Origin of the sequence: Micromonospora sp. DT41 (assembly GCF_049841715.1) — a bacterium.
Lineage (GTDB): Bacteria > Actinomycetota > Actinomycetes > Mycobacteriales > Micromonosporaceae > Micromonospora > Micromonospora profundi.
In genome coordinates, this window is sequence record NZ_JBNCKU010000005.1 from 318,747 (window position 1) to 332,660 (window position 13,914).

13 protein-coding genes are annotated in these 13,914 nt (G+C 63.1%); 9 read left to right on the forward strand and 4 right to left on the reverse strand.

Features of this window, described 5'->3' with window-relative positions; translation table 11 throughout:
* Positions 1 to 799: 799 nt before the first annotated feature.
* Entirely contained in the window at positions 800 to 1,231 is a 432-nt protein-coding gene (locus tag ACLQ23_RS12280) for a hypothetical protein (RefSeq protein ID WP_425880684.1), read from the forward strand.
* Here ACLQ23_RS12280 and ACLQ23_RS12285 read toward each other — a convergent pair.
* The 4 genes from ACLQ23_RS12285 to ACLQ23_RS12300 all read right to left on the reverse strand — a co-directional run bounded on the left by ACLQ23_RS12285 (position 1,221) and on the right by ACLQ23_RS12300 (position 3,628).
* Complete coding sequence (locus tag ACLQ23_RS12285) at positions 1,221 to 1,997, reverse strand: glycosyltransferase family 2 protein (RefSeq protein WP_425880657.1); 777 nt, start codon at positions 1,995 to 1,997, stop codon at positions 1,221 to 1,223. The two genes, ACLQ23_RS12280 and ACLQ23_RS12285, sit on opposite strands and share 11 nt — an antisense overlap.
* The gene (locus ACLQ23_RS12290; RefSeq protein ID WP_425880658.1) at positions 1,985 to 2,806 is read right to left on the reverse strand and encodes a GntR family transcriptional regulator; all 822 of its coding nucleotides are present in this window, start codon (positions 2,804 to 2,806) and stop codon (positions 1,985 to 1,987) included. Before ACLQ23_RS12290 ends, ACLQ23_RS12285 begins: the two co-directional genes overlap by 13 nt.
* Positions 2,807 to 2,955: 149 nt before the next feature.
* Positions 2,956 to 3,201, reverse strand: coding sequence for a precorrin-4 C11-methyltransferase (locus ACLQ23_RS12295; RefSeq protein WP_425880659.1), 246 nt, complete (start codon positions 3,199 to 3,201; stop codon positions 2,956 to 2,958).
* 91 nt (positions 3,202 to 3,292) lie between these two features.
* Positions 3,293 to 3,628, reverse strand: a complete 336-nt coding sequence (locus ACLQ23_RS12300) for a hypothetical protein (RefSeq protein WP_425880660.1) — start codon at positions 3,626 to 3,628, stop codon at positions 3,293 to 3,295.
* Positions 3,629 to 4,179: 551 nt separating this feature from the next.
* Here ACLQ23_RS12300 and ACLQ23_RS12305 point away from each other — a divergent pair.
* The 8 genes from ACLQ23_RS12305 (at position 4,180) to ACLQ23_RS12340 (ending at position 13,843) form a co-directional block, all read left to right on the forward strand.
* Positions 4,180 to 4,602 (forward strand): GntR family transcriptional regulator, encoded by a 423-nt coding sequence (locus ACLQ23_RS12305; RefSeq protein ID WP_425880661.1) that lies wholly within the window; start codon positions 4,180 to 4,182, stop codon positions 4,600 to 4,602.
* Positions 4,603 to 5,609: 1,007 nt separating this feature from the next.
* Positions 5,610 to 7,265, forward strand: coding sequence for a hypothetical protein (locus ACLQ23_RS12310; protein WP_425880662.1), 1,656 nt, complete (start codon positions 5,610 to 5,612; stop codon positions 7,263 to 7,265).
* A 107-nt stretch (positions 7,266 to 7,372) separates the two neighbouring features.
* On the forward strand, positions 7,373 to 7,921 hold the full coding sequence (locus tag ACLQ23_RS12315) for a hypothetical protein (RefSeq protein WP_425880663.1): 549 nt from the start codon (positions 7,373 to 7,375) through the stop codon (positions 7,919 to 7,921).
* A gap of 70 nt (positions 7,922 to 7,991) precedes the next feature.
* Positions 7,992 to 9,011, forward strand: coding sequence for a hypothetical protein (locus ACLQ23_RS12320; RefSeq protein WP_425880664.1), 1,020 nt, complete (start codon positions 7,992 to 7,994; stop codon positions 9,009 to 9,011).
* A gap of 76 nt (positions 9,012 to 9,087) precedes the next feature.
* Positions 9,088 to 10,374, forward strand: a complete 1,287-nt coding sequence (locus tag ACLQ23_RS12325) for a hypothetical protein (protein WP_425880665.1) — start codon at positions 9,088 to 9,090, stop codon at positions 10,372 to 10,374.
* Positions 10,375 to 11,550: 1,176 nt separating this feature from the next.
* A complete protein-coding gene (locus tag ACLQ23_RS12330) occupies positions 11,551 to 11,892 on the forward strand; it encodes a VOC family protein (RefSeq protein WP_355587667.1) in 342 nt (113 codons plus the stop codon).
* 651 nt (positions 11,893 to 12,543) lie between these two features.
* A complete protein-coding gene (locus ACLQ23_RS12335) occupies positions 12,544 to 13,023 on the forward strand; it encodes a nuclear transport factor 2 family protein (RefSeq protein WP_355587670.1) in 480 nt (159 codons plus the stop codon).
* 274 nt (positions 13,024 to 13,297) lie between these two features.
* The gene (locus ACLQ23_RS12340; RefSeq protein ID WP_355587672.1) at positions 13,298 to 13,843 is read left to right on the forward strand and encodes a TetR/AcrR family transcriptional regulator; all 546 of its coding nucleotides are present in this window, start codon (positions 13,298 to 13,300) and stop codon (positions 13,841 to 13,843) included.
* Positions 13,844 to 13,914: the final 71 nt, after the last annotated feature.

Sequence of the window (13,914 nt, forward strand, 5' to 3'; positions counted from 1 at the left end):
TGCCGCCAACGAAGGTCTGCTGAATACTGCAACTGCTGTACGCACCACTGCAACGGCCACTGCAAGGAACACTGTAAATATTGCTGCAGCTGTTACTGCAAGGATTACAGTCGTTGATACTGCAACTGTGGCAGAGTGACGAGCAGCGCCGAGTGCTATACGCTTGGTTTTAGAAGTTGGGAAGCGTTGAACGTTCAACGCACCCACGCTCAGGAGTCTGCGTTCACGTAGTTGAGTGGGCGCAGAGAAAAGGGGCCCCCGCTGCGCCGGTAAGCTAACGCGGGAGCCCCACCTGGGGGCCGGGTCACCTACTAGGTGGCCTGGCCTCCAGACCCATCCCTGAAGTGAGTGGTCAGCGAAACGACGGCAATGCCCAACCTGACTACCCAGGTCAGAGCCTTAACGCCGTACTGCCGCAGCCAACCACGCCTCCTGCGGTTTCGGCCTCGCACCTGCCGAGGCTTGGACCGCTTCCGGGATCGAGCCATGCTCCACCACCTCACGCGAACTCGGTCTGATCGCCATTCTTGATCTTGGCGATTCAACGGTTTTGCGTCGCTTGGGCAGCCGATTATGACTCGCGATTATCATAGACACATCGGCGCTACAAATTGCAACTGGACCCAGCAGAAGGTTCGACTCTAGGGCTATTCACCCTGTAGCACGGAGAGTGCGTGATACAACAGGCGCAGGCTGCCGTCAAGCACCGACACGGTGCGGGCTTAGGGTCCACAGACATTGCATCGCCTCCCGCTTGAACGCCTCTCTGGCGGGTACCGGAGCAGTTGTGGCAGAGCAGATGGAACGGCGTTCGGTCGACGAGGCACATTCGCGGCCGGCCGGGGTGGACGACACGACCGTGGAGGCTCTTGGCGAGTTGAGCAAGGCGCTGGAGACGATCCATCGGGTGCGAGGGCACCTCTACTCAGCGCACCAGCTCGTCGGCGGCGCGGACCTCACCCTCGACCGGGTGGTGAAGCTGCTCCGCGAGGCCGGGCACGACGAGATGGCCGACCGGGTCGAGCGCGAGCTCTTGGGGCGCAACCTGCTACCCGGCCGATGGACCTTCCAGATCATGGAGGAGTTCGACGACGGCTACTACGCCGCGTTCCAGGAGATCGAGCGGGACGCGCGGGAGAAGCTGGCCGGCGGTCGGCGGCACATCTTCGAGGCGGAGATGAAGGAGCGACGGCGCACCCCCGGGATGCCGGGGCATGAAGCTACGCCGTAGCGCTGCCGTCGAAGCCGTTCGGGATCATCGAGGCCAGGGCGTGGGCTCTGGCCTCGATGATCCTCATCCGCGCCTGATACTCGGCCGGCTCTCGGTGCGCGGCCTGGCTGGTGACCTGGCCGGACCACTTGCGGTAGAGCAGGCCGTACTCCCGGGTGAAGTAGCCCGCGGTGACCGCGTTGGCGGCAAGCAGGAGGCCGGTGTCCTCGGAGGCGGGCAGCGCCATCCAGCCGCCCAGGGCGAAGACGAGATCCCGCCGCAGGCACAGGGTCGCCGGGTGCACCGATGCTCGGTAGTCGTTGGCCTTCCAGAACGACAGGACCGAACCGCGGTCGATGACCCCGCCGGCCGGGTCCTTGTCCCATCCGGCGGTCGATCCGTCGGGCAGCAGGTCGAGTACCCGCGAGGTGGTCCAGCCGATCTGCGGGTGCGCGTCGAACGCGGCGATGTCCCGGGCGAGCGCGCCGGGGGTCAACTGGTCGTCGGCGTCCAGCACCTTGATGAGTTGCCCGGAGACCCGGGAAAGAGCGAGGGTACGGGCAACACCTGGCCCACCGGGACGACCGGTGCCCAGACTGATCCGGGGATCGCCGGGCAGCGCGTCGACCAGGGCGCCGGTCTGCCCGTCCTCCTGGACGAGCCATTCCCAGTCCCAGCCGTCAGGCATCTCCTGCTTGGCCAACGACTCGTAGGCGCCAGGCAGGTGCTCGATGCTGGGCGCGTGGACCGGGGTGATGACCGAGACGAACTGCGTCAAGTTTTCCACCGCTGGAGTTTGTGGGAGTAGACAAGCTCCGTGCGGTCCCCCGGCATCACCACGTCAGCGACCTCGACGACGCGACCCATGGTGTCGGTCGAGGTCTTCCGCACGGTGAGCACGGAGACGCCCGGGTCGATGTCCAACAGCTCGGCCTCATCCGGCGACGGTGGGCGGGCGCGGATCTCGTCGTCAATCCGGTCCAGCTCGATGCCCAGCGTGTAGAGCTGATGCTGCGTCCCGCCCGGCCAGGGTTCCTTGCCCGCATCGAGCAGGTCGGGGTTCGCGGCCACCAGGTCGTATGGCAGGTAGGAGTACGACACGGTCAACGGCGCGTTCTCATGCCGCGACGACGTCCAGTAGACCCGGCGCAGCAGCGACGTTCCCGGCTCGACCTGCAAGGCCGACGACATCTCCGCATCAGCCTCCACCCGGGAGTACTCGGCGTGGAACTTCAGGTCGTCGACGGTCAGGCCGGTGTCGTGCTCGGTGGCGCCAGTCTTCAGCCGCTCGTCCTCGTCGAGCAGGACGCGATCCTTCTCCCACTGGTACCGCTCGGTGTTGCGGCGGCGTACCCGTTGGCGGGGTGCCCGCACGTAGGTGCCGCGCCCCTGCTCCGCGCGGACCAGGCCCCATTCGCGGAGCTGCCGGATGGCGTTGCGGACGCTCGTGCGCGACAGGCCCGAGGTGTCGGCCAGCTCGGTTTCGCTGGGCATCAGCGTGCCGGGGGCGAGCTCTCCGCTCACGATCTTCGCCCGCAACTCTTCGGCGAGTTGCAGGTAGCGAGGGCGCCAGTCCCGGCCTTGCACACCGGTCACCGTACCCCCTAGACGTTCCAACGTCTGCCAGGTGGTCCCGCCCGCGGGCCGCTCAGGAACCGGCGGCACTGCTACCGCTGCGCGCGGTGGCCGCGCAGGGCGCAGGCCAGGAGTACGAGGAACGGCTGAGCCCTGACGGGTGTTGGCGTTCACCCCGTCCCTCCGGTCCGCTCGCCGCCTTCTGCCGGTGTCAGCATCTCCAGCTGGGCGTACACCAGCTCGTCGATGAGCCGGTCCACCTGCGCCGGCGACAGAAGCACGGACTGCGTCGCGCCGTATCGGGTCGCATCGAGCTTCACGGCCAGGTCCCGGCGGGCGAACCGGTCGACGATCAGTTGGACGGTGACCCAGCCGGTCCGCTCCCGTCCGATGGTGGAGAGAAGCCCGCGGTGCATCGGGTCGTTCGGTCCACAGCCTCGACACCAGACCGGGCACACGACCGGCGCGACCGACGACGGCGACCGACCCTCCGGGCTGGCAGCACCCTCACTCATCGCTGGCCCCCTGCTGCCCGGTGGCCTGGGCCAGCGATCCGCGAAGTTGCTCAACCAGTTGGGCCGCCTGCGGCAAGGACAACTCCGCCCAGGCGTTCCCCGCCCGGCAGGTCACGTGAACACCGACCATGGGACCGCCCAGAGCCTCACTGCCGATGAGGTACGTGACGACGAGCCCGCCCGCTCGACTGTCGCCGGCGCGCTGCATTGGGCCGCGATGACGGCGGGCCATGTGCGTCATCACCGGTGGCACCAGGTAGCCGCAGCGATCCGGGGCGCACCAGTCCGGGTGGCTCGTGACGGCCGCCGGCTTGTTCGTACGACTCATCGCGGCCACCGCCCCCCGTTGCCCCGGAAGAGCTGGGCCCGCGTCATCAAAGGCGCATACCGGAGCACAGGCAATTCACGGGTGGCACCTTTCGACCACTGCGGCGAGGAGGCCGTAGAAGCCGCGCGAGGGCTTGATTGACCGATGCTGCTGGCACCCCGGGCAAATGGGCGCCTCCAAGACCACCAGGACGAGAACCGATCGTGCCGACGGTGAGAGCCGGACATCGCACCTCCACATGTAAGCGGGGACCGGTGGCCAGCTACGGGGGAATGCAGCCGGCCACCGGTCCGGATGAAGGCACGGCGCACCGTCCGACGCCGGACGGGTCGGGTATCGCCGAGCCAGCTTGTACGCGCGGCTACCGCAACCGGTCCGACAGGACGCCGCGCATCAGGTGCGACCAGGGCCGGCGCTTGGCCACCCCCGACACAGGCCGTCACCTGAGCCGCACACCAGGAAACGTATCTACAAGTGAACGAGTTGTCTAGACGTCGAAATGGGTCTCTTGGTTGGCACTTGGTAAGACAAGTGCCAGGTACGGTGAGCAGGTGCCCACCCCGCACTACGGACAGCCCCGCTACCGCGTCATCGCCGAGGAATTGAGAGGGCGGATCGAGAGCGGTGTCATTCCGCCTGGAGCCCTCTTGCCGACCGAGAGCGCGCTCACCACCGAGTTCCGGGCAGCACGCGGCACGGTTCGTCAGGCGATCGCCGCGCTACGCGAGGCAGGCTTGGTGGCCACCGAACACGGCCGCGGCACCTACGCAACCCCTTGCCCACGTGAGCGCGGGCTAGCCGAGGGTTCCGAGACGGAAACACAACAGCGCCAGGTCGCCGCTGACGCAGGGCTTGCAGCCCTATTCGCTGTCGAGATAGGCGCGGCCCTGGTGGAACAACAGAGCCTCACTCGGACAAACGGAGTCGTCGGAACAGTCGTCAGAACCTACCGACTCCTTCAGACAGAGCAGTAGAGCAGCTCGTGCCTCCGATTCGTCCTCATGGCGGCCATTGACGCCGCACGCACTACCGCCTAGGCGCACACCGGCCGCAGCCGCTGTCGCCCGGCGGCCGTCATGCCTGATGCCCAGCGGCTGCGTGGAAGCGGGCAGCCCAGGGCCGCCGCAAAACGACAAGAGCATCGGTGGGTCGGCAGCCTTACCGGGCCCGCGGCCACGAGCTCGGGCGGCCTAAGGAAGCGCAGGCCGGCCACGTCGGCGAACTGGAGGCAGTCGCTCGACTGAGGTTAGGGCGCCTACGGCGGGGGCGCTCCGGCTCCGGGATGGCGAGGGCGCCGCCGGCGAGTAGCGGCTCGTGGCAGTTGCGGCAAGGGCATCGCATCTGCCACCGACCCAGCCGCGGCCGAGTAGACCTGCCCGGTCCACCCAGCGTCCGAAACTGCGTCAAGGTCCGCTTGACGTGACGGTCCGGGGCCCATGAAGGCGGGTCGAGGGCAGACGGGGTGACAGGGCGCTACACGAGCGGTCGACGTTGTCGCGAGGCAGCGCAAGGACCTGACATCGCCAAACCGTCGTCCAAACGACCGAGACCAATCCGGCCACACGTCCAGTAAGGTGCTCAAACCGGATGCAATCCCAGTGGGGGGCACAGTGGACATTGAGGTATCTGCCCGGCCGTCGAACGCCCTGCCGAGGCCAAGGTGATTCGCTTTCCGCTCTTCGAGCATCTGAAGGTCGAAGGCTATGGTCTATACCCCGGTACGCAAGATACTCCTGGGCTCGAAGCCGAATTCGAGTCAGGGTTGACCCTGGTTCTGGGCGCTAACGGACTTGGAAAAAGTACTCTTGTGCTGCTCTTGTACAGGATGTGCACCGGCCCTAATGACATCCAAGGACTGACGCCGGGCGCGTTGGGCAATCGCCAGTTCAAGATGGGTTCAATCAGCACCTCGGACCGCCGAGCCTTCGCGTCTCGCGTGAATGATTCAGCGGCGCATGCTACAGCCCGCCTGCGCTTCCGTGTGGGAGAGACGACGCTTGTCGTGGGCCGGAGCTTGAGGACGCTGGCCCTTACCGAACTACAAGTCGACGGCCAGCCGCGGATGCTAAACGAGGACGCCTATCACGATGCGCTTTTGGACGCCACCGGACTTACTAGCTTCCCCGACTGGATCCTAGTTCTCCGGTACCTGACGTTCTACTTCGAGGATCGGCGATCACTGGTCTGGGACCCTAGCGCGCAGCATCAGATCCTCCGATTGCTATTCCTTCCACCCGACGAGTCGGTCAAATGGACAACTCTCGAGGCGGATGCTCTTCGCATTGACAGCCATGTCCGAAACATATCGGCCCTGCTCCACCGAGAGGAAGCGTCGATATCTCGTGCCGAGCAAACGACATTAATCCGCCCTGAGGTGGAGGCCCGGATCAACGACCTGGGGTTGCAACAGGACAGAGACCAAGCCGAGTTCGAGCGCGTTCAAGAGATGCTGCTCGACATCGAGGCGGAGCGCCAGGGCGCGAGGCTTGAGGCTCTACGTGCGGCCGAAGACCGGGAAGCAGTCTACCGAGAAATCGAACACCGCCGGCTTATCGACCTACAGGCTGCCTTTCCATCGAAAAGCGAGAGTGCCGGTTATATCCTTGGATACCTCCTAGCCTCACAAACTTGCCTGGCATGTGGAAACGATGCACCTGAAGCAGCGGAGCTCCTCTGGCGAAGAGTCGACGAGCACAAGTGCGTCATCTGCGAGTCCGCAATTGAGCGCCCCGACTCGTTGGCACCCGACGTGAACTTGGAGGAGCTGAATCATGCTCTTCGTGCGCGAGAGGACCGGCTCGAAGAGGCAACTAAACGTCGTACCGAAGCGGAGGCGACTTATCGCTCGACAGTCGCCCAGCTGGCCCAGCTGGAATCTGCGATAGCGAACCGAAGTGCCGAGCTTAACCACCTCGTCAAGCAGCTACCCGCCGGCAGCCAACAGGTACACGAACGGAGGAAGGAGTACAACGCCTTATCGGCGTCCCTTGAGGTGCGCCGTGCGGAGTTGGTCAGGGCCCAGCAGACTTTCAAAGCTTTTGTCGAACAAAAGAAGCAGACAATCTTTTCTTTCCGAGAGGAGGTAAAGGCCAATTTCAAGGCGTACGCGAGGGACTTTCTGCTGGGGACCTGTGACCTAATTTGGCAGAGCCGCAAGACGAAAGTCGGTCAGTCTGGAGATACAATCGACTTCGGCACCTTTGCCGTCGATATGTCCGCAAGTGACTCGGGGCTACTGGTGCGGCGAACAGGCGCGGGGGAAGTTTCAGAGAGCCAGCGGGAGTTCATCGATCTGGCATTCCGTATGGCCCTGATGAAAGTTGCGGGTGTCGGGGGCCGTGGATCTTTGGTGGTGGACGCTCCAGAATCGTCGCTCGACGCTGTGTTTGCCCCAAGAGCGGCTGATGTATTGATGAGGTTTGGCAACCCAGACGCTGGCAACCGCTTGGTCATTACGTCGAATCTCGTCGACGGTGAGCTCATTCCGACCCTGCTCCGGCTTGCAGGTGTCAGCGAACAAGATGACTCTAGAGTCGTTGATCTCTTCGAGATTGCCTATCCTACCGCCGCAGTTCGCGAGCTCAGGGGCGAATACAACATCGCCCTTGCCAGGGTCTTCCAGGGTCGGAACCAATGATTCAGCTGCGGGCCTCTGAAATTCAGCGTCTTCGGTCTCACCTTCGACTAGTCGCCATCATGTACGCGTGCCGCAATGCCGGTATGACGCCAGTTCCAGTATCGGCCGTGCATACCATCGCCTACTTCACCGACGCCCTAGCACCAATATGGGAAATTCCCCTGGTTGAAGGGCAGGTGCTAAAAAAGAAGCACGTTCCAGTTAGCCCGGAGTTGCAGGCGGCTATCGATGAATTGGTCGGGCAAGCGGTCTTTCTGGCAGGAAATGTCCGCCACGTATCCATCGACGGTTCCTGGTCGTTGGATGCCGACTACGAACTGAACGCAGTGCTTGGCCGACGTATTGTCGATGCAATGAATCGAGATTTCGAGTATAGGCGCGAGTTGGCCTTTGTCCAGGAAGTTGTGCTGGCGCTTGCGGGATTGGGCATTCCCGGTCTTTCCGTCGCTGCTCAAGCAGATGCAACCTACAGTGACCCGAATATCGATTTCGGAGGGATTGTCGATCTCGACAATAGCGAGGAGATTACAAGGACGAGTCAGGTGGCGAAGAAATTCGCGGAACTTGTAGGCCAGAATCACCGACTTACGCAAGCCGAGCTCACTCACCTGTACGTCCGCCATCTCTACTCGTTGCTCAGGGGGAAGAGTGATTGACAGCTGGGGGGGCGACGCATGGAGTCCCGAGGCATTGCTGGGCACGTTACAGCAATTCCTTGGAGTGGGGATGAACGATGACCTCGAAGACGAGATTCGCTTTCTGGGCGGTGTAGCTACCCTCATTCGCAAACGACTGGTCCGGGGGGAGCTGGATCAATCACCGAGGCGTCCCGCTGTCTTCTTTCTACACCCTGAGCCGTTAGACGCATCCAGCGCCGATAAGGGTCAGTTTTTTCCGATGCTGGATAATGGCCTAGATCCTGTATCTGGGCGGCTCTGGTTCCTGAACAAGGTTGTCAACTGTGGTACGGCCATCGAGGTGCAGCCGGATAATGACGCCGGCCTCTTTAGCCTGGTGGTGACAGAATTGGGCGTAGGAGGGACTCCGGCTGTAATTCTGGATACACGCACACCGGAACCCGAAGCTCGGTACTACCCGAAAGGGCTCGGTAGTCCGGGGGAATGTAGAATCGTGCAGATTGACGTCACGCACGTCTCTGTTGACGACGTGTTCGAGGTCATCGACCGGGTTTACGAACAGCAGCTATGCACCCCGGACGTTCAGGGTAACGCTGGCAAGCTTTGGGAGGGCGACAGTACTCGCGGATGGGCGGTAAAGAACGCGGAGGACAAGGTTTCGGTTGTAATCCGCAGCGGTCTTAGCGGCCATTTCATCGGATGCTTGATTGACGCCGAGCAGGTTCAACCTGAGGGCAGGCTCGACATTCTGATCAAAGAACCCTCCCTTAACGATAGGGCCCAGCAAACCTTGCATGCCGTCCTTGAGTTAAAAGTGCTCCGAGGAAAGAATTCATCAGGCGCATCGGTTTCCGACTCATACAATAAGGATTGGGTTGAAAAAGGCGTACTGCAGGCCTCCGAGTACCGAAGAGGCAATGGTGCGCGCTTGGCAGCTCTTTGCTGCTTTGACATGCGATCTGCCCCGACAGGCCAGGATTGCTTTCACCACGTACAAGAGTTAGCAGAACGACTTGAGGTGCGGGTTAAGTGCTGGCACCTCTTCTCCTCGTCTGAGAGTTACCGTAAATATAAAGCAACCGTTGCTCTGTCCAACACCGGTTCATGAGTCCGCGAGGAATAACTTGTCTAACCCAGCCGAAGTAGTCGCCCAGCATTACCGCTCACTAGAGCGGAAATGGGACGTGTTCGACCGTAGTTCGGACTACGGGCGTCTGGTCGTGCCGGCGGGAAATAACGATGAGCCTTTCCATCGCTGGTTCAGGATGAAGGAGGCTTACTCCTTCGGCTTATTTGAGCGGCTCATTAAGGATTCTGGAGATCAGTCGTCCGGTCCCTTGAGGGTTCTCGACCCCTTCTCCGGTAGTGGCACGACGGCCATTAGTGCCACAAGCCTTGCAATCGGGCGGAAGCTTGAGTCGCACGTGACCTTGATTGAGCGCAATCCCGTTCTTCGTATCGTTTCGGAAGGAAAAGCAGCGGGCCTATTGGGTGGAGTAAAGGTTGCGAGGGCTATCGAGCGTGAGCTACCTTCGATGCTTGAAAAGCACGCCGCGATGATGAAGAGCAGGCGAAGTATTTCAACAGCCTCGGTAACGCTGAACAACAGGTCGTACTATCCACCATCTCACACACGTTCTTTGCTGGCACTCAGCCAAGCGGTCCGTTCGGTGGAAGACCGAGATGCCCGACTAGTGCTTCAGACCTGTGTAGCATCCGCCGTCGAGCCCTCCGGTCGGCTGCGGCGAGACGGTCGCGCGCTCCGATACACCCCCGAACGCCGCCCGGCCTCGCCAATTGAGGCATTCTCGGCGGCGCTCGACCGATGCCTCGAAGACCTGAAGTCCGTCGGTGACACCGGAAATCTTTCTTCTGTGACGGTACTGGAAGGGGACGCGCGGGAATCCGACCGGTGCGCTCCTGGGCCTGCCTACGACTGGATCGTCTTCTCGCCCCCGTATCCGAATAACATCGATTACACCGAGGTCTATAAGACAGAGGCTTGGACGCTCGGTTGCTTCGATAACGTTCAGGCAATGAAATCGCAGAGGCTCGCCACTGTTCGTAGCCATACAAGTCTCTATTTCCCGGACGAATATGCCTTTCGGTCACTTGATATTGTGAACGAAGTCCAGGCACTAATTAACCCGCTGCTAAATGCCGTGCCATCAGATCGCTACGAACGAGGGCGGCGCCAGCTTATTGCCGGATATGCTGACGACATGCTGCGCGTTTTTCAGTCACTCCGGAAGCTAGTGCACGCCGAATCACGCCTTGTCTTTGTGGTCGGAAACTCGGTACATGGAACTGGTGACAGCCGTTTGGTAATTGCTTCAGATATTCTCCTCGCAGCGTTGGCTGAACTGGTTGGCTGGCAGGTGGAAGAGATCCGTGTAGCGAGAGAGCTTCGACGGCGAACGGATGATTTGGGACACGCGAGAGAAAGCGTCGTTTGCCTCCGTCCCGCGTGACGCCATCCGTCTGGAGCCGGAAGGTGAAAGGAGCGTGCCTTCAGCGCTGTAGTGCCACAGCGGACGGGACATGTGCGGGACCTGTGATCCGTCCCCGCGTGTAATCCGCCCCCACCCTGCTGCCGAATTTTCCTGTTTTTGGATCAAGGCGCCGCGCTTCGCGCGGCGCGGGCACGGTGAGCCCGGCCGGCGGCAAGCCGCCGGTCACCTGCGGCGCCGGGGCGGAAAGCCACCGAATGCCGCCGGGTCGGCCGCGCCCAGAGACGACGATCAGCGCCAGGCCGTGACGATCGCGAGGGTGGTTATCCGTTGCCGAGCGTCTGGCGATCGGCTGCCGCACCGGCTCCGCCGGCTTGCCCTCGGCTCAACCCCGGAAGCCGAGCTGGTCGGGCATGACAAGCCGACTTGGAATGAGCTATAGCTTGGCGTTCCGGCTCAGCGGGCCGCCGGCCCGCGACGTCAGCGTAGGCGAGTTTTACGCTGGGCGGAGGTCGCAGCACTTCGACGGGTCTCCACCCAACACGTCAGTTTCACACTCCAACCAGGGCACCGCGGCGAGCGTTAGCAACGATCCACGTGGCCCCCGCGACAGACCCCGATCCGACAACAAGCACGATGCACAACCGAACGGTCCTGCCGTTGTCCTCAATCGCACACTGCAGGAACTGAGTCACGTCTCGGCTCGATACGTTGATTGAGATGTTCAAGTGCGCCCTCCTCCCGACATGATCTTCACTCTCGGTAAACGAGCACAGCTCAGGTCGGACACGGCGCGGTCGGCAGGACCACAGGTTGTGGACTGGCGTCTGCTTGTGTGGGCGGAGGCACCAGGCAGGTTGTGCCGCAGTCGACCGCTGAGGAGTGGGTAGTGACGTGCCATTAGCGTGCCATTAGGTCGGGACAGCCGAGGTCAACCCAGGCCACCAGGGACCGCCGTGACCATGAAGGCGGGTGCGTGACCAGCCAGCCATTGGCAATTCCCAAGCTGACAGTGCGGGTTCGATTCCCGTCACCCGCTCCAACGTACGAAGCCCTGGTCAGGATCTGAGTCCCGACCAGGGCTTTCGCGTTGCCGGGAGAGCCGAAACCGGCGTGGGCACATCAGTGCGCCTCAGGACTTGCGAATCTGCCGAAGTGACTGCCTTGTCCTTGCTCCGTGGCACGTACCATGTGTCGATGCCACTCGACCTCTACGCAGGCATCTCGGTGGACGATTATCCCGCCGCCCTGGCTTGGTACGAGAAGCTTCTCGGCGTTCCGCCGTCCTACGTGGCCAGTGACACGGAAGCCGTGTGGGAGTTGGCCGAACATCGGTCGATCTTCATCGAGCACCGACCAGCGCATGCAGGCCACACGCTGCTCACCATCTTCGTGGACGACCTCGACGCGTTCGTCGCCGCGGCCGCGGACCGCGGGGTCGAGCCGACAAAGCGCGAGACGTACCCCAACGGCGTACGCAAAGCGGACTTCTACGACCCGGACGGCAACGAGCTGAGCTTCGGCGGTGCACCGCTCTGACGCATCCTCCGGCGACCTCGAAGAGGTGGCGAAGAGGTTGCCGCTGGTTCACGACGCCCAAGCGCTCGGCCGGTTGATCGAGCACGACCACGACTCGCCGGAGACCGCGTACCACGAAGCGTTCGCGGCCCCGGAGGCGCAGGGCGATGCACAACGGTCCTACGCAGGGCAGTACCTCCGTAGGTTGCGGCGGCTTGACGGGACATCACCTCCGGCCGCAACCGTCGGTAGACCCACGGTCGTGCGCGTCCGGGCCGATGTATGCCGGCGGTGAGGACCAGGGCCTGAGGGATCGGGTGACCGACGGGCGGCATCACCGCCGAGACGGCCGGCGGGCAGCCCGCGGCTTCGGTGGCCCGAGGATCGCCGTGACTCCACACACAGACGTGCCAGTTGACAACCTCAGATGAAAGTGGTTGATTACTTACATCAGCCCGCCGGGTTGAAGATGCGAGGAGGCGAAGGGCTCCGCCCGCGACCTTTCTGCCCCGGATTGCACGATCCTGCGGGGTAGGCCGAGCAGGTTGACCCCTAGGTCGAGGTTCGCGGAACCTCCTCGCTCAGTGAAAGATGCGGTCAACCACTTCCAAGTGATCGACTGCCGACCAACCGACCCGTCACCGACGGGCACCCAGACAGAGAAGGACGTTCATGAGTAACGCCGTATCCACCCCGCAGAACACCGACGTCGACGCCGTGCGGGCCGCCGCGCAGCAGGCGTTCAAGAACCACATGGAGTACCTCTCCTCCGGGCGGATCCCGGAGTGGGTGGCCCTGTTCACCGAGGACGGTGTACTGGAGTTCCCGTACGCCCCCGAGGGCTACCCCAACCGCACCGCAGGCAAGGCGAACCTTAACGAGTACATGAAGAACTTCCCGGAGCACTTCAAGGTCGAGTTCACCGACCTGCACTTCCACGAGACCACCGACCCGTCGCTGGTCATCGCCGAGTTCAAGAGCCGGGGCACCGCACTGGCCACCGGCCGCCCCTACAACCAGACCTACATCTCGATCGTGGAGACGAGGGACGGCAAGATCAGCCGGTACGTCGATTTCTGGAACCCGCTCATCGCCATCGAATCGCTCGGTGGCAGCTCGTCGGACATGGTCTCCGCCTTCAGTAACGAGTGACACCCCGCGCCACTCCCCGGCAGCGGACGGGCCGTCAGCGCGACCCGTCCGCGCCGGGGGTGGCCGGCACCCGGGTCGCCGCTCCACCGCACGCGCTTACAATCGGAGCCGCATCCTGGTCGTGGACACGAGGACCGGCAAGATCAGCCGGTACGTCGGGCTTCGGGAACCCGATTGGAAGCTCTCGGCGACGAAGTGCTCTCCCGCCCTCAGCAATGACCGACGCAGCCCTGGCGATTTGACGCCCTGCCTATGAAAGTGGTGGGTTACTCGCATGGAGACGAGGACACGGCAGCGCTCCACTGCCGAGGAGCGCCGGGCGACGGTCATGCGTACGGCGATCAAGACTTTCGCCGAGCGCGGCTACTACGGGACCTCGACGATGGACGTGGCCAAGGCCGCCGGCATCTCCCAGGGATACCTGTACCGGCTGTTCAAGGACAAGCAGACGCTGTTCGCGGTCCTGGTCGACTACTGCTCGGCCCGCCTGCTCGAAGCCGCCGCTGCCGCTGCCGCATCGGTGCAGAGCACCGACCCCGAGGTGGTGCTGGGGGCGCTCACGGCCTCGTACGACGGGGTCATCGCCGACCGCGACGTGCTGATGATCCTCCTGCACGCGCAGGGCTGCGCGGGTGAGCCGGTCATCGGCGAGGCAATCCGCGCCTGTTACGCCAAGCAGGTCGAGTACGTTCGCGCCGTCTCCGGCGGCTCCGACGAGCAGGTGCGCCGCTACTTCGCCGACGGACTGCTGTCCAACGTCCTGGTCGCGATCCACGCGCTCACCCTCGACGCACCGTGGGCCCGCACGCTGCGCGGCTGAGGACAACTCCCATCGCCAACGGGCATCCCCGCCGTTGGTGCCCTCTACCTGACCGCCTTTGCGGCCGGAAC